Here is a 15,159-nt window from a genome sequence, read left to right on the forward strand (position 1 = left end):
GGCGTTCGGGCCGCTCACCTTAGTTCGTCTGCCCCCCGACGCGACGGACTCGGCCCGCAGAAAGAAGGATGGCGTTCGGCGATAAACGAATGATGAACGCCCCCGGGGGGGTGTCAGGCCGCTCGGAGTGGCGTCAGGAGTGCGCGGACCTCGGCGGCCTCCGGTGAGTCCAACTCCTCGTAGACGCGGACGGCTTCCTGCCAGCAGACCTGGGCGCGGCCCGAGTGGCCGATGCCGGAGAGCGCACGGCCGAGGACGGTGAGGACGTTGGCTCGGCGCCACTCCCCGCCGATGCCCCGCAGCACGGTCAACGCCATCTCCGCGTTCGCGGCCGCCTGCGGGAAGCGCCGCCCGGCGATGTCGACCTCGGCCAGGCGGAAGAGGGTCATGCCCTCCCACAGCCGCTGACGGCTGTCGCGGAAGACCTCCAGCGCCTCCAGCAGCCGGTTCGCCGCCGCGTCGAGCTGCCCGCTCTGCGTGAGCGCCACGCCCAGGGCGTAGCGGCCGTTGGCGCCGCGCATGGAGTTCCCCATGGTGTCGTAGATCTCCATGCCCTCCTGGGCCAGGGCGACGGCGCTCTGCGTCCGCCCGGTCGCCAGGTGGATCCGGGAGAGGTTGCACAGGGCGCTGGCCTCGCCCGGCCGGTCTCCGAGGGTGCGGAAGTGCTCGATGGCCTGGGAGAGGTGTTCCTCGCCCTCCGCGTTGCGGTTCTGGTAGAGCGCGATGACGCCGCGGGCGTTGTGGGCCCAGCACACGGGCAGCAGGTCCGCCGCCTCGCGGGCCCGGCGGATGACCTGCTCGGCCTCCCGGTCGGCCATGTCGAACCGCCCGCCGTCGATATGGGCGTGGGCCAGCGTCATGAGGGCCCGCGCCTCCTCCTGCGCCACACCGACCTGGTGGGCGGCGTCCAGCAGGGCCTTCGCCGTGGCCTCGTACTCCCGGGAGTTGGCCCCCGACTCCGAGAGGTCGTGCGCGGCCCACAGCAGGTCGATGGCCCGGCGGAGGCTGGCCGGCCGGTCGGCGCTCTGCCGGGCGAACGCCAGCAGGCAGTTGGCCTCGGTGTAGAGCCAGTCCCGGGCGGACGCGCGGTCCGGGAATGCGAGGCCGGGGCGGTCGGTGGCCGCGAGGTGGTCCACCAGCCGGTCGCCGGGCCGCTCGATCGCGTACACGCCCGCCGCCGTGGCCAGGTAGAAGTCCAGCAGCCGGGACATCGCCGCGTCGCGCTCACCCGGCGGGTGCTCGTCCCGCTCGGCGCAGGCACGCGCGTAGAGCCGCACGAGATCATGGAAGCGGTAGCGGCCGGGGGCCGCCGATTCCAGCAGGGAGGTGTCGACCAGCGACTCCAGCAGGTCCTCGGCGTCCTCGACGGCCAGATCCAGCACCGCCGCGGCCCCCGCCAGCGAGGTGTCCGGACCGTCCGCCAGCCCCAGCAGGCGGAACGCGCGGGCCTGGGCGGGCTCCAGTTGGCCGTAGCCCAGCTCGAAGGTCGCCTTCACGGCGAGGTCGCCGGCCTGGAGTTCGTCCAGGCGGCGGCGTTCGTCCGCGAGCTTCGCCGCCAGGACCGAGACCGTCCAGGTGCGGCGGGCCGCCAGGCGGGACGCCGCGATGCGGATCGCCAGCGGGAGGAAGCCGCACGCGGCGACCACGTCCAGCGCGGCCTCCCGTTCGGCGGCGACCCGCTCCTCGCCCACGATCTTCGTGAAGAGCGACAGCGCCTCGTCGGGGGACATCACGTCCAGGTCGACCAGGTGCGCCCCGGCGAGGTCCACCATCCGCACCCGGGACGTCACGAGCGCCGCGCACCCCTCCGTCCCGGGCAGCAGTGGCCGTACCTGCGCGGCGTCGCGGGCGTTGTCCAGGAGCACCAGCACCCGGCGGCCGTCCAGCACCGACCGGTACAGTGCCGCCCGTTCCTCCAGGGAGTCCGGAATGGCGGAATCCGCGGTGCCCAACGCCCGCAGGAACGAGCCCAGCACCGTCTCCGGTTCCGCCGCCCGTGGACCGGCGCCCTGGAGGTCGACGTACAGCTGCCCGTCCGGGAACGCCGAACGCGCCTGATGCGCCACATGGACGGCCAGGGTCGTCTTGCCGACGCCGCCGATCCCGGCCAGCGCCGACACGGCCATCACGCGGCCCTCCGCCGACGCCAGCACCTCGCTCAGCTCGGCCACGAAGGAGGCACGGCCCGTGAAGTCGGGGACCGTCGCGGGGAGTTGCGCCGGTCGGACCGGGGTCACGGGCGGTTCCGCGACCGGCGCCGACGGCTCCGCCAGCCCGAGGTCCGCCGTCAGGATCCGGTGCTGCAACTCCCGTAGTCCGGGCCGTGGCTCCACGCCCAGCTCGTCCGCCAGCAGGCGCCGTGTGTCGGCGTACACCGCCAGCGCCTCCGCCTGCCGGCCCGACCGGTACAGCGCCAGCATCAGCAGCTCGCGCAGCCGTTCCCGCAGGGGGTGCGCCGCCGTCAGGGCGGTGAGCTCGGAGACCGCCTCGGCGTGGCAGCCCTGCTCCAGGTCCATGTCCAGTCGGGATTCGAGGAGTTGCAGCCGCCACTCCTCCAGCCGTACGCGCTGTGCCTCGGCGTACGGCCCCGGCACCCCCGCCAGCGCCTCCCCGTCCCACAGGTCCAGCGCCCGCCCCAGCACCTTCCGCGCCTGGCCCAGGTCACCGGCGGCCCGCGCCTTCTCCGCGTCCGCCGCCAGGTCCTGCGCCACCGCCAGGTCCAGGGCGCCGTCCCCGATCGACCGGATCGCGTAGCCGCCGGACTCGCTGACCAGCACATCGGCGTCCAGCGCCTTGCGCAGCCGTGAGGCATACGTCCGCACCGCCGCCAGCGCCTGCGACGGCGGCTCCTCGCCCCACAGCGCGTCGATCAGCTGCGCCGCGGTCGCCGTACGGCCCTCGCGCAGCAGCAGCGCGGCCAGCAGGGCGCGTTGCTGCGGGGAACCCGTGGCGAGCGGCTCGCCACCACGCCAGGCACGCACCGGTCCGAGCACACTGAAGCGCAGCGCGACGGGCTCGTCCACACCGCCCGGACGCCTCTGTGCCGGCACCCCGTCCATAGCCGTCCCCCTAGACAACCTGAGCAACCCTGTCAGTTTGCCTTGCTCATGGCAGATGCGTCAGCCGCCGAGACCGCAGTCACAGCTGGGTGCACGGGATCCCACAAGCCCCACACACCCTCTTCGCACACTTCCGCACTGACCTGAGCACGAAGGGCCGTCCGAGATACACCTGCGGTCGGTTCACGCCGCCCAGGTCGCGGTACGGCAGGTCGATGACGGGGCAGTCCGACACACCGAGCTGTTGCTCGGTTTCCGCGACGATCCTCTTCTCCAGCAGCTGGTCAGCCAGCCCAGCATGGCCGGGTATGAGATGCACGTTGGTCTCCGGCTTGGAGATCACGCTGTCCGTGCTGTGTGTGGCCGTGGTGGACGGCGGCTTGTAGGTGATCTCCGGGAAGTCGCCTCGCTGACGAACCCGCAGACATTCGACGGTCTTCATGTAGTCCACGCCCGGGCAGCTGTAGTAGGTGTCCACCTCCGTCACAGGCGCGTCGGGCTTGCAGCCCAGGCCCGCCAGCATCCGCGTCAGACCCTGTCCGCCGCCGGCCAGCGCCCGCTTGCGTTGGTGGCGGCGGTCTTCAGAGCGGTGGTGAACGTGGAACCAGGCACGTGCACTCCTGGGGACGTGGGACCCGCCCCGCCAAAGGTCGTGCGGAGCCTCCGGCGGGACGGGCTCTGCTGGTGTGCGGTCTCCGTGCGGCCCCCTTCATGCCGGGGCGGGCGTTCAGGTGCCAGGCCGTGTGTTGTAGGCGTGGCAGGAGCAACCGCACCGGCGCTGGAGCAGGATGCCCGTCGAGTGGGGCAGCGGGATGTCCTGGGTCTGGCGGCAGTCACGGTGGAGCTCGCTGTATCCCGGGGCCCTCGCGAGTGTGCATTCCGCCGACAGGGGCGCGCGCTCCGTCGCGGGGGCGGTCATGGCCCGCCCTGCCCGGCCGGGCTGCTGCTCAGCTGCTCATAGCGATCGCACAGGGCGGTATGGCAGTGTGCGAGCTCCCGGTGTACCTCCGCTCCCGGAGGCGGGCCGGACGTCAGCAGCCTGCGCGCTACCCACACCAACGTCAGCGCGCTGTCGCGGGGCGGGTAGTACCTGGGCAGCCTCAGCGCGGCCGTCTCCACCTCGGGAATGAGGAGATCGATGTGCCCCCGCAGCTGGAGCGTGAGCGTCTCCAGCTCCTCGGAGCTGGGCGGTTCGGCGTCGTCGGCGAGCAGCCGGTGCGCGGTGCTGCGCATGGTCCCGATGTCGATCGGGTGGGAGGTGTTCACGGTCGCAGCTCACCCCTGGACCGGGCGTTGGCGGCCGCGACGGCAGCGCTGAGGCCCTCAGAGACCGTGACCGGCTTCAGGTTTTCCGGCTTGGCATCCCACTCCCGGCCACCGCCGACGGGCCGCAGCTGCACGTACGGGCCCTCGAAGCCCATCACCTTGCCGACCTTCCTGGTGACGGTCTCCTCGACGGTCTCGTGGAGCAAGGGCTTGTACGCCGTCATCGCCACTGCGCCTCCCCGGCCGGTGCCACGAACACCCGCGCGCGCTCTTGCGGAGGTAGTACGTACGCGCGCACGAGGGCGCTCGTCTGGGGCTCCCAGACGGAGGGCACGGCGGCCGGCCAGAGGTGGGCGGCCCTGCGGCGGCGCGCACCGGCGAGGATGGCGCCCCACATCTCCGGGGACGGGCAATCCGCCGAGTCCGGCAAGACCGTGCGAACCGTGGCGGTGCGGGCGTTCGTGCCGGGCGCACGCCGCCCGAACACGCGGTCTCTCAGCCCTGCGAGAGCCCGTGGTACAGATGGCATCGTCGACGCTCCTCAGTAGCGTTGGCCACGCCCCGGGACCGTTCGCGCGGTCGCCGGGGTCATCTGAGCTGTCGACGTTATGGGCGGTTGAGAGCGCGAAGGGGTACGGCCCCTACCCTCATGGCGAAGGGTACGGTTCCTACCCGTTGCGTGATCACACAGGCACAGCCAGTTTCCGAGCCAGTTTGAGCGCGTCATCGCGAACCACGAATGGCCCCGATTTCACCAACTCCGGCAGAACGCTCCGCGTGTGCAGGTTGTACTCGACCGTCTCCGGGGACTCCTCGTAGGCCTTCTTGAGCAGGGCGACAGCCGACACGCGCTCCCCGACCAAGCCGTACGCGCGGGCCGTCTCGATCAGGTGGTACGAACGGCGGGTGGCCGACGGAATCCGGTTCAAGTCGAGGGAGTCGGCAACCTGGAGCGCCTTGCCCGGCTGGACCAAGTCGTTGTGCATGGTGATCGCGTAGCCGTCGACGATGCCCCGCCCGAACATCAGCCATGGGTGCGCGTAGTCGTCCCCGAGCTGGCGGGCCGCGGCATCGGCCTTGTCCCAGTACCGCCATGCGTCCCCGGCCTGCCCAGTCTTCGCGTACGACAGGGCAACCGCCAGGTGGAGCAGCCCGCGGCGGGCGATGTGGTCCGGGTCGTCGTTGGATGGCAATAGTTCGGCTGCCTGCTCGGCGAGGTCGACGCGCGCTTCTGCAGCCTCCCCGGCGTCCCTGTGGACGTGATTGACATACCAGGCAGCGCCGGCGATTGCGCGCGGGCTGTCGGCGTCCTGGGCCGCGGCCATGGCGCGGTCGCCGGTGACCATCACCAAATCGGGGGCAGGCTGGAAGCTCAGGAAGAGTTGAGCCAGGTGATACGTCTCGGCGAGCGCGACCAGAGCCCGTCGGCGGTCGGCTCCGTCGAGGGCGCGGGTGGCGTGCCGGGTGTCCGCAAGCAGTGCGGGCAGGAGGGCGACGATGCGGGACCGGTTGCCCTCGATGGTGTTCCTCGGGCCGGTGCGGCGGTCATGGGCGTGCCACAGCTTCCACGCCTGACGCAGGCGCGCAGCTAGCACGTCTGCCGGCTCTGGTTCCCGGTCGGCGGGCGCGAGTTGGTAGGTGGTCAGTGCGCGCTTCATGACGGGCAAAGCGCCGTGCTGGGCCTTGCTGTAGGTCGTGGCGGCGATGCGCTCCTCTCCGGTCAGTTCGGCGAGGTCCTCGACGCCGAGGACATGCGCGAGCCGGAGGAGTTTCGGCAGTCGGGGCATTCCGATGCGGCCGGTCTCGATGGCTTTTACCCACTCGGTGGACTGGTCCATGAGTCCTGCCACCACGGCCCTGGTCTTGCCTGTGCGTTCGCGAGCGTGTTGAACTCGCTGTCCGAACGTCGTGGGGGCTGGAATGTCGGTTTGCTCAGGCATCCTGAACTCCGTTCTGACGTCGCACTCAGAACGGTACCCCCAGCGTTGCTGGGAGTAGCAGCGTTCGGCCCCTCTCATCGCGTGGATCACCACAACCGTGATCCACTTTCGCGACAGGCCCTAACCACCCGCCCTGAGCCGCCCCTTCACCACCTTCCCACTCGCATTCCGCGGTAACTCCCCCACGAACTCCACCACCCGCGGCACCTTGTAGTTCGCCATCTCCCGCCGGGCCCACGCGATCAGGTCGTCCCCGGTCAGCACGGCCCCGGCCCGCCGCACCACGTACGCCTTCCCGACCTCCCCCAGCCGGGCGTCCGGTACGCCGATCACCGCCACGTCCGCCACATCGGGGTGCAGGGCAAGGAGTTGTTCGATCTCCGCCGGGTACGCGTTGAAGCCGCCGACGATGAACATGTCCTTGATGCGGTCCGTGATGCGGAGGTTGCCCGCGTCGTCCATGACGCCGACGTCCCCCGTGCGCAGCCAGCCGTCGGCCGTCAGGACCTCGTCCGTGGCCGACTGGTCCTCGTAGTAGCCGAGCATGACGTTGAAGCCACGGACCAGTACCTCGCCGGGGGCGCCGGGCGGTGCGTCCACGCGTACCTCCGTGCCGGGGATCGCCCGGCCCGACGTCGAGGCGATCACCGACGGGTCGTCGCCCCGGCGGCACATCGTCACGATGCCGCTCGCCTCGGAGAGGCCGTACGCCGTCAGGACCGTCTCCACGCCCAGTTCCCCGCGCAGCCGTTCCACCAGGCGCAGTGGTACGACCGCCGCGCCCGTCACCACCAGCCGCAGCGCGGAGAGGTCGTGCGCGTCCCGGGCGGGGTGGTCGAGGAGGGACTGGAGGAGGGTCGGCGGGCCGGGGAGGACCGACACCCGTTCCGCCGCGATGTTCGCCAGCGCCGTACCGACGTTGAACACCGGCTGCGGGATCATCGTCGCGCCCCGCATCAGGCAGGCCAGGACGCCCGCCTTGTAGCCGAAGGTGTGGAAGAAGGGGTTGACGATCAGGTAGCGGTCGCCCTGGCGCAGGCCCGCCAGGTCGCCCCAGATGTCGTATGCGCGGAGCGATTGCGCGTGGGTGATCACCGCGCCCTTGGGGCGGCCCGTCGTGCCGGACGTGAAGATGATGTCCGAGGGGGCGGAGGCGGAGATCGAGGAGACCCGCTCAAGAACCTCGTCCGACCCCACCCCCTCGCCCTCCGCCAGGAAGTCCTTCCAGGTGCGGAAGTCCGGCGGTGCGTCCTCCGCCAGTACGACCACCTGCTCGGGGAGCTGCCCCGGTCCCGCCGCCCGTCGTAGCGACGCCACGTACGACGTCCCGAGGAACGTCCCCGTCACGAACAGCAGCCGCGTCCCGCTCCTGCGCAGCACGTCGAGTGCCTCCGCGCCCTTGAAGCGGGTGTTCAGCGGTACCAGCACCCCGCCCGCCGACACCGCGCCCAGCGCCGAGACGATCCAGTCGAGGGAGTTGGGGGCCCAGATGGCCACCCGGTCGCCGGGGCGCAGGCCGTGGGCGAGGCAGGCGGCCGCCGCCCGTTCGACTCGGGCGCCCAGTTCGGCGTACGAGATCCGGGTGCGGCCCTCGACCACCGCCTCCACGTCCGCGTACCGCTCGGCGGCCCACCGGACCAGGCCCGGAATGCTCCTCCACTCCCGGTCTCTGCGCATAACGGCCTCCCCGATTTCGGTGAGCTGACGTACCGTCAGATTAGCTGTAGCCTGACGGTCTGTCAGCAGTTGCCCATGTGGATGCATGGAGGTGCGCAAGGTCATGGCAGGCCTCAAGGACGCCACCGCGATCGTCGGCATCGGCCGGACCGCCTTCGCCAAGCACCTCCCGGAGGACGAACGGACCCTCGCCTGCCGAGCCGTCCTCGCCGCCCTCGACGACGCCGGGATCTCGCCGGGCGAGGTCGACGCGCTGGCCTCGTACACCATGGAGGAGACCGACGAGGTCGAGCTCGCGAAGGCCGTCGGGTTCGGCGACCTCAGCTTCTTCAGCAAGGTCGGGTACGGGGGTGGCGGTTCGTGTGCGACCGTGGCGCATCTCGCCGCCGCGATAGCCGCCGGGCAGGCGACCGTGGGCGTGGCCTGGCGGTCGCGGAAGCGGGGCAGTGGGCCCCGGCCGTGGACCAATACGGCGGTTCAGCTGCCCACCCCGGGGCAGTGGACGCGGCCCTTCGGGCTGCTGCGGCCCGCCGACGAGATCGCCATGCTCACGCGGCGCTACATGCACGAATACGGGGCCACGCGCGATCACCTGTTCAATGTCGCCCTCGCCTGCCGGAACCGTGCCAATCAGAATCCCGCCGCGATGATGTACGACCGGCCCCTCACCCGCGAGATGTACATGACCTCCCGTTGGATCAGCGAGCCGCTCTGCCTCTACGACAACTGCCTGGAGACGGACGGTGCGTTGGCCTGTGTCGTCGTCTCGCGGGAGCGGGCCCGGGACTGCCGGCAGCGGCCCGTGTACGTGCACTCCGCCGCGCAGGGGCTGCCCGCCCAGCACCACGGCATGGTCAACTACTGGAACGACGACCCGCTCACCGGGCCCGCCTGGACCGCCGCCCGGCATCTGTGGAAGCACGCCGACTTCACTCCACAGGATGTGGATGTGGCGCAGATCTACGACGCGTTCACGCCGCTCATCCTGCTGTCCCTGGAGGGTTACGGGTTCTGCGGTCGGGGGGAGGGCGGGGCGTTCACCGAGGGGGGCGCGCTGGAGATCGGCGGGCGGCTGCCGCTCAACACCGCCGGTGGGGGGCTGAGCGAGGCGTACGTCCATGGGTTCAACCTCATCACCGAGGGCGTGCGGCAGTTGCGCGGGAGCAGTACCGCCCAGGTGCCGGGCGCCGCGACCTGCCTGGTCACCGCCGGTGAAGGGGTCCCCACGTCCGCGCTGCTGCTGAGGAGTTGAGGAGCGAGCATGCTGAGTCCCGTCATCGACCCCGAGGGCGCCCCGTTCTGGCGGTACGCCGCCCAGGGCGAGCTGCGTGTCCAGGCCTGCGCCGACTGCGGCGAACCGCGCTTCCCGCCCCGCCCGTGCTGTCCGCACTGCCAGTCCTTCGCGGCCGAGTGGCGCCGGATGTCCGGGCACGGGCGCATCTGGTCGTACGTCGTCCCGCATCCGCCCCTGCTGCCCGACTACGCCGAGCAGGCGCCGTACAACGTGGTCTTGGTCGAGTTGGCGGAGGCCCCGAGGATACGGCTGGTCGGCAACCTCGTCGCCCGCGCCGGCGCGCGCCTCGACTCCATTCCGCCGGACCGGGTCCGCATCGGCGCGAAGGTGCGGGTCGTCTTCACCGACGACGGGGTTCCGCAGTGGGTGTACGGATGAGCGGCCTCCGCGTCACCGCCGACAAGGACACCGGCGTCGCCGTCGTCACCCTCGACCGGCCCGCGCGGCTCAACGCCATCGACCTCGCCCTGGCCGACGAACTCACCGCCGCCTGGCGGGAGTTCCGGTACGACGACTCGGTGCGGGCCGTTGTCCTCACCGGCGCCGGTGAGCGGGCCTTCTGCACCGGCATCGACCGGGACGTGTCGGTGCCGCAGCCGGGATCGCCGTACATGCAGGACGATCCGCTGCTGAGGGTCGGGCCGAAGGCGAACGATCTGTGGAAGCCGGTCGTCGCGGCCGTGAGCGGGATGGCCTGCGGCGGGGCCTTCTACCTGCTCGGGGAGGCCGAGTTCGTGGTCGCCGACGAGACGGCCACCTTCTTCGACCCGCACACCACGTACGGGATGGTCAGCGCGTACGAGTCGATGCTGATGGCGCAGCGGATGCCGTACGGGGAGGCCGCGCGGATAGCGCTCATGGGCACGGCGGAACGGATGTCGGCACGGCGGGCGTACGAGGTGGGCCTGGTGTCCGAACTCACGTCGCCCGGCGGGGCGTTGGCGGCGGCGACCACCTGCGCCACGGTACTCGCCGGGTACCCTCCCGAGGCCGTCCAGGGGACCGTGCGGGCCCTGTGGGCGGGCCGGGAGGCGGCCCTGGCGGCGGCGTTCGCGCAGGCACCGGCGCTGATCGCGCTGGGCAATGCGCCGACGGGGCTGCAGACGGAGCTGTTCCGCGCCCGGCGCCGGGAGCACCGGACGCGGTGAGCCCGCAGGCGCGGCTCGCGTGGCGGCCCTCACTCACTGGACGTAGCGTCTTGTGTGAGCACGGTGAACGCCGGGCTCGCCCGAGCGACGGCCGCCGTCTGGAAATCCCTTCCGTGCGCCCGGTACGACGGCCGTCCCGTGGCACGGTTCAGGCGGTGCGGGCCGTGCCCGTGCCCTTCTCCGCGTCGAGGGCGTACACGCAGCGGTCCTTGCTGCACGCGTACACGATGCCGTCCTTGACGACCGGGGAGCCGGTGATCTCGCCGCCCGTGGCGAGTTTCCAGCGCAGTCGGCCGTCGTCGGCCTTGAGCGTGTAAAGGAGGTGGTCGGTGGCGCCGAAGTGGATGCGGCCCTCGGCGACCGAGGGCGCGCCCACGATGTCGCCGCCCGCCTGGAAGCGCCACTTGGGTGTGCCGGTGACCGCGTCCAGGGTGTAGAGACCGGTGCCGCTGCCGACGTGGACGTGCCCGGCGGCGACCAGCACCGGGTCGACGGACGCCCGGGCCTCGGTGGCGATGCGCCAGCGGTCGCGGCCGTCGGTGGCGTCGAGGGCGTACACCGTGCCGAGGTAGTCGGCGAGGTAGACGCCGCCGCCGGTGACCGCGGGGCCGGGCGCGAAGGCGGGCGGGGAGAGGAAGACGGCCGGTGCCTCGAAGTGCCAGCGGACGTGGCCGCCTGCGATGTCGACGGCGAGGACGCGGGTGCCGGCGGTGATGTAGACGTAGCCGTCGGGGGCGGGCGCAACGCGGACCGGGACGCCGCCGCAGGAGGCCGCGTCGCCGATCGGGTACGACCAGCGCTCGTCGCCGGTGCGGGCGTCCAGGGCGCGCAGGCGGGCGTCCCTCCAGACGTAGACGGTGCCGTCGTGGAGCGCGGGCCCGGCCTCGGGGTTCTCGAAGTCGCTCTGGCAGCCGGTGATCTCCCACAGCTTGCGGCCGCTCGCGGCCTCCCAGGCCTGGACGCCGCCGCCGCGCGTGCCGGTGACGACGGTGCCGCGCTCGGCCTTCAGGGAGTACACCCAGGCGTCCGTGGACAGCCGCCACAGGTCGCTGCCCTCGCGGGCGTCCAGGGCGAACAGGGTGGGGCCGTCGGAGGCGTGGATCCGGCCGTCCGCGACCGCCATCGACCAGGCCACGTCCCGGGTCTTGAAGCGGCGCCGCCCGGTGGCCACGTCGAGGGCGTGCACCTCGAAGGAGGTGACGTAGACGAGGTCGCCGTCGACGGCCGGGGTGCCCCAGACGTCGTTGGACATCCGGAACCGCCAGGGCCGCCAGCCCGCCGGGCTCTCCGGGGATGCCGGGGGCTGCGGTGCCGGTACGGCGGGTTCGGCGCCGTTGACTCCGGGGCGCGGCTTGGACCAGGAGGCGGCCAGGCCCGCCTCGGGCGGGGGTGCCTTGACGGCGGCGGCGCGGGCGTCGGCGACGCGCGGTCCTGGGCCGATCGGCACGGGGGCGCCGGCCAGCCGGACCGGGCCGCCGTCGGGGGCGCCGACCGGCGCGGGCACCGGCGGGGCGGTGACGGGCGGCGGCGGAACGGCGGGGTCGTGCGAGGGCGGGGGCGGCACGGCGGGCGGGCGGCCGGAGCCACGGCTCGCGCCGGACACGGGCTTGGCGGCGGGGCGGCCGCCGCGGCGGGCCTCGATCAGGGCGACCGCCTTCTCGGGCAGCCACGCCGACGCAGTACCGCTGTCGTCGGAACCGGAGCCGAACAGGTGCGGGGCGAGCTGGGCCTGCAGGTCGGCGGGGTTGGGGCGGGCGGTCGGGTCCATCTGCATACAGGACTCGATGAGCGGGCGCAGCTCGTCCGGGAGGCCTTCGAGGTCGGGGCCCTCGCGGAGCAGCATGAAGACCGTCTCGACCGGGTTGGCGCCGTGGAAGGGCGGGTGTCCGGTGGCGGCGAACACCAGCATCGAGCCGAGCGAGAAGACGTCGCTGGCGCCGGTGACGGAGCGCGAGTCCTTCGCCTGCTCCGGGGACATGTAGGCGGGCGTGCCGACGGCCACGTTCGTCATGGTCAGACGGGTGTTCGAGACGCCGGAGGCGATACCGAAGTCGATCACCCGGGGGCCGTCCTCGACGACGAGCACGTTGGAGGGCTTGAGGTCACGGTGGACGAGCCCGGCGCCGTGGATCGACTGGAGCGCCTCCGCGACGCCCGCGGCCAGCCAGCGCACCGCCTGGGCCGGGAGCGGCCCGCAGTCGTTCACTATTTCTTCGAGGGAGGGCGCGGGGACGTACGCGGTCGCCAGCCACGGCACGGCGGCGCGCGGGTCGGCGTCGACCACGGCCGCCGTGTAGAAGCCGGAGACCGCGCGGGCCGCCTCGACCTCGCGCGTGAAGCGGACGCGGAACAGCTGGTCCTCGGCGAGCTCCGTCCGCACGGTCTTGATCGCCACGCGCCGCCCGGAAGCCGAGCGCGCGAGATAGACCAGCCCCATGCCGCCGGCCCCCAGCCGTCCCAGCACCTCGAACGGCCCGATCCGCCGCGGATCGTGCTGCGTCAGCTGATCCACCACTTGCCTGCCACCTCCCCGTACGAGCCGCGTCACCCACATATGGACGCGACCGAAGTGCAGCGTCTCACCACCGCACCGCCGTGGCGGCACGCACCCCGATTCTTCCTGTCCAGGCCGCAGGTTGCGAGCCCGGTGACATATCGGGTGTCTCACCCCATACCGGGGCAAGTGTTGGCGCACAGCCCGCCGGATCGGCGGGGGATCGGCGATGCGTCAGCGCTGGAGCACCCCGAACGACGCCCCCTGGTCGTCCGTGGCCACCCCCACCGTGCCGTACGAAGTGTCGAAAGGTCCCGCCTGGATCCGGCCGCCGAGCCGGTTCACCTCGGTGAGCGCGGCCTCGCAGTCCGCCACCGCGAAGTGGACGATGAAGTGCGGCGGCATCTCGGCCGGGAAGACGTCGGCGAGCGGGGCGCGGCCGAAGTCGGGCTCGGCGTCCGGCCCGAACAGGGCGTCGTGGAAGAGATCGCCGTAGAAGGTGTTGGCGGCCGCGGTGTCACGGGCGTACAGCTCGGCCCAGACGAAGGCGCCGGGCACGTGCCGCACACCGAAGCCCGCGTGCGTCCCCGGCTGCCACAGGCCGAACACCGCACCCTCGGGGTCGGTGGCCAGCGCGGCGACCCCCAGCTCGCCGACCGGCATCGGCGCGGTGACCACCTGCCCGCCGGCCGCCCGGATCCGCCGGGTGAGCGCCTCGGCATCCGGCGTCGCGAAGTACACCGTCCAGACGGTGGGCAGCCGGCCGTCCGCCTTCTGCGCGAGCGCGGCGACGGGCTCGCCCTCGTGGTACGCCCACACGGTGCCGCCGTACGACGGCTGGAAGGACCACCCGAAGAGCTCACCGTAGAACCGCTTGCCCGCCTCAAGATCGGCCAGCTGCGCGTCCACCCAGCACGGGACGCCCTCGGTGTACGCCGCTTCGCGAGCAGATGTGCTGTTTTCGGCCATGCCGCCAAAGTAGCGGCGCCGTCCACACCCCGCTCACCGGCCACACCGCGCCCAGATACCCCATGCACCCCATTTGCAGTCGGCCGAATCGCGCTCCGATCACCCCTCGGTAAGCTGACGGCATGACAGGACAAGTGCGTACCGTCGACGGCCGCGTGGCCGGTCGGCGTGGGCAGGCGACCCGGCAGAAGCTGCTCGACTGCCTCAGCGAGATGCTCAGCTCGTCTCCCTACCGGGACGTCAAGGTCATCGATGTGGCCCGGAGGGCGGGCACTTCGCCCGCGACCTTCTACCAGTACTTCCCGGACGTCGAGGGCGCCGTCCTGGAGATCGCCGAGCAAATGGCCGCCGAGGGCGCCGGCTTGACGGAACTCCTCGAAGGCCGCACCTGGGTCGGCAAGGCCGGCTGGCAGACCGCCCAGGAACTCGTCGACGGTTTCCTGGAGTTCTGGCGCAAGAACGACGCGATCCTGCGCGTCGTCGATCTCGGCGCCGCCGAGGGGGACAAGCGGTTCTACAAGATCCGCATGAAGATCCTGAACTCCGTGAACAACTCCCTGGTGGACGCTGTCACCGAACTCCAGTCCAAGGGCCGCGTCGACAAGGACGTGAACCCGGCGGCGATCGCCGGTTCCCTGGTCGCGATGCTGGCGGCGGTGGCCTCGCACCAGAAGGGCTTCCAGAGCTGGGGCGTCAAGCAGGCCGAACTCAAGCCGAATCTGGCTCTGTTGGTGCATCTGGGCATCACCGGAAAGAAGCCGACCAGATAGCCGCGACGGCCCCCTTCCCTTTTATTCCATTTCCAAGTCCTGTCAGGCAGGCGGTGGTTCACCCGTGTGGGCCACCGCCTGTCACGTGTCACGCCGGTAGCGGCCGGTCCTTCACCACGTGCTTCATCACCAGCGTGGAGGTGAGCCGCTGCACCCCCGGCAGCGTCGCGAGCCGCTCGTCGTACAGCCGCTGGAACGCGGCGAGGTCCGCGGTGGCCACCCGCAGCAGATAGTCCGGCTCCCCGAACAGCCGCTGCGCGTCCAGTACGTGCTCCACCTCACTGACCGCCTTCTCGAACTCGGCGACCGTGTCCCGGTCCTCCTGCCGCATGGACACGAAGACCAGCGCCTCGAAGGTCAGCCCCACGGCCCCCGGATCGACCATCGCCCGGTACCCGCTGATCGCCCCCGACCGCTCCAGCTCCCGCAGCCGCCGATGACACGGCGAGACACTCAGCCGCACCCGCGCGGCCAGCTCGGTCACGGTCAGCCGCCCGTCCTGCTGCAGCTCGGCAAGAATCTTCCGGTCCATGTCATCCATG

At 71.8% G+C, this 15,159-nt stretch carries 14 protein-coding genes; 4 read left to right on the forward strand and 10 right to left on the reverse strand.

The genetic code is table 11. From position 1 onward, the window contains the following. Positions 1–113: 113 nt before the first annotated feature. The 7 genes from afsR to SSP24_RS21050 all read right to left on the reverse strand — a co-directional run bounded on the left by afsR (position 114) and on the right by SSP24_RS21050 (position 7,942). A complete protein-coding gene (gene afsR, locus SSP24_RS21015; RefSeq protein ID WP_141311208.1) occupies positions 114–3,059 on the reverse strand; it encodes an SARP-family global regulator AfsR in 2,946 nt (981 codons plus the stop codon). 79 nt (positions 3,060–3,138) lie between these two features. Further along, on the reverse strand, positions 3,139–3,582 hold the full coding sequence (locus SSP24_RS21020; RefSeq protein ID WP_141311209.1) for a CYTH domain-containing protein: 444 nt from the start codon (positions 3,580–3,582) through the stop codon (positions 3,139–3,141). A 392-nt stretch (positions 3,583–3,974) separates the two neighbouring features. Further along, positions 3,975–4,325, reverse strand: a complete 351-nt coding sequence (locus SSP24_RS21030; protein WP_141311211.1) for a DUF6415 family natural product biosynthesis protein — start codon at positions 4,323–4,325, stop codon at positions 3,975–3,977. Further along, the gene (locus tag SSP24_RS21035; protein WP_141311212.1) at positions 4,322–4,549 is read right to left on the reverse strand and encodes a hypothetical protein; all 228 of its coding nucleotides are present in this window, start codon (positions 4,547–4,549) and stop codon (positions 4,322–4,324) included. The genes SSP24_RS21030 and SSP24_RS21035 overlap by 4 nt, the downstream gene beginning before the upstream one ends. Then, positions 4,546–4,854, reverse strand: coding sequence for a hypothetical protein (locus tag SSP24_RS21040; protein ID WP_141311213.1), 309 nt, complete (start codon positions 4,852–4,854; stop codon positions 4,546–4,548). The genes SSP24_RS21035 and SSP24_RS21040 overlap by 4 nt, the downstream gene beginning before the upstream one ends. A gap of 154 nt (positions 4,855–5,008) precedes the next feature. Beyond that, complete coding sequence (locus SSP24_RS21045; protein ID WP_141311214.1) at positions 5,009–6,265, reverse strand: helix-turn-helix domain-containing protein; 1,257 nt, start codon at positions 6,263–6,265, stop codon at positions 5,009–5,011. Between the two features lie 120 nt (positions 6,266–6,385). After that, a complete protein-coding gene (locus tag SSP24_RS21050; RefSeq protein ID WP_141311215.1) occupies positions 6,386–7,942 on the reverse strand; it encodes a FadD3 family acyl-CoA ligase in 1,557 nt (518 codons plus the stop codon). Positions 7,943–8,045: 103 nt separating this feature from the next. Here SSP24_RS21050 and SSP24_RS21055 point away from each other — a divergent pair, with 103 nt between their 5' ends. The 3 genes from SSP24_RS21055 to SSP24_RS21065 are packed head-to-tail and all read left to right on the forward strand — an operon-like array spanning position 8,046 to position 10,384. Next, positions 8,046–9,194 carry a lipid-transfer protein gene (locus tag SSP24_RS21055; protein WP_141311216.1) on the forward strand — a complete coding sequence of 383 codons (1,149 nt, stop codon included), beginning with the start codon at positions 8,046–8,048 and terminating at the stop codon, positions 9,192–9,194. A gap of 9 nt (positions 9,195–9,203) precedes the next feature. Next, entirely contained in the window at positions 9,204–9,614 is a 411-nt protein-coding gene (locus SSP24_RS21060) for a Zn-ribbon domain-containing OB-fold protein (RefSeq protein ID WP_141311217.1), read from the forward strand. Beyond that, positions 9,611–10,384, forward strand: coding sequence for an enoyl-CoA hydratase/isomerase family protein (locus SSP24_RS21065; protein WP_174864679.1), 774 nt, complete (start codon positions 9,611–9,613; stop codon positions 10,382–10,384). The genes SSP24_RS21060 and SSP24_RS21065 overlap by 4 nt, the downstream gene beginning before the upstream one ends. 148 nt (positions 10,385–10,532) lie before the next feature. Here SSP24_RS21065 and afsK read toward each other — a convergent pair whose 3' ends face one another. Together afsK and kbpA are read right to left on the reverse strand one after the other, a co-directional pair. Beyond that, positions 10,533–12,899, reverse strand: a complete 2,367-nt coding sequence (afsK, locus tag SSP24_RS21070) for a protein serine/threonine kinase AfsK (protein ID WP_141311219.1) — start codon at positions 12,897–12,899, stop codon at positions 10,533–10,535. A 213-nt stretch (positions 12,900–13,112) separates the two neighbouring features. Next, complete coding sequence (gene kbpA / locus SSP24_RS21075; protein WP_141311220.1) at positions 13,113–13,847, reverse strand: AfsK-binding protein KbpA; 735 nt, start codon at positions 13,845–13,847, stop codon at positions 13,113–13,115. Positions 13,848–13,981: 134 nt separating this feature from the next. Between kbpA and SSP24_RS21080 the strand changes: the two genes are divergently transcribed. Beyond that, the gene (locus tag SSP24_RS21080; protein ID WP_141311255.1) at positions 13,982–14,617 is read left to right on the forward strand and encodes a TetR/AcrR family transcriptional regulator; all 636 of its coding nucleotides are present in this window, start codon (positions 13,982–13,984) and stop codon (positions 14,615–14,617) included. A gap of 88 nt (positions 14,618–14,705) precedes the next feature. Here the strand turns inward: SSP24_RS21080 and SSP24_RS21085 are convergent, their stop codons facing one another. After that, positions 14,706–15,158 carry an Lrp/AsnC family transcriptional regulator gene (locus SSP24_RS21085; RefSeq protein WP_141311221.1) on the reverse strand — a complete coding sequence of 151 codons (453 nt, stop codon included), beginning with the start codon at positions 15,156–15,158 and terminating at the stop codon, positions 14,706–14,708. Position 15,159: the final 1 nt, after the last annotated feature.

This window comes from Streptomyces spinoverrucosus (assembly GCF_006539505.1).
Taxonomy (GTDB): domain Bacteria; phylum Actinomycetota; class Actinomycetes; order Streptomycetales; family Streptomycetaceae; genus Streptomyces; species Streptomyces spinoverrucosus.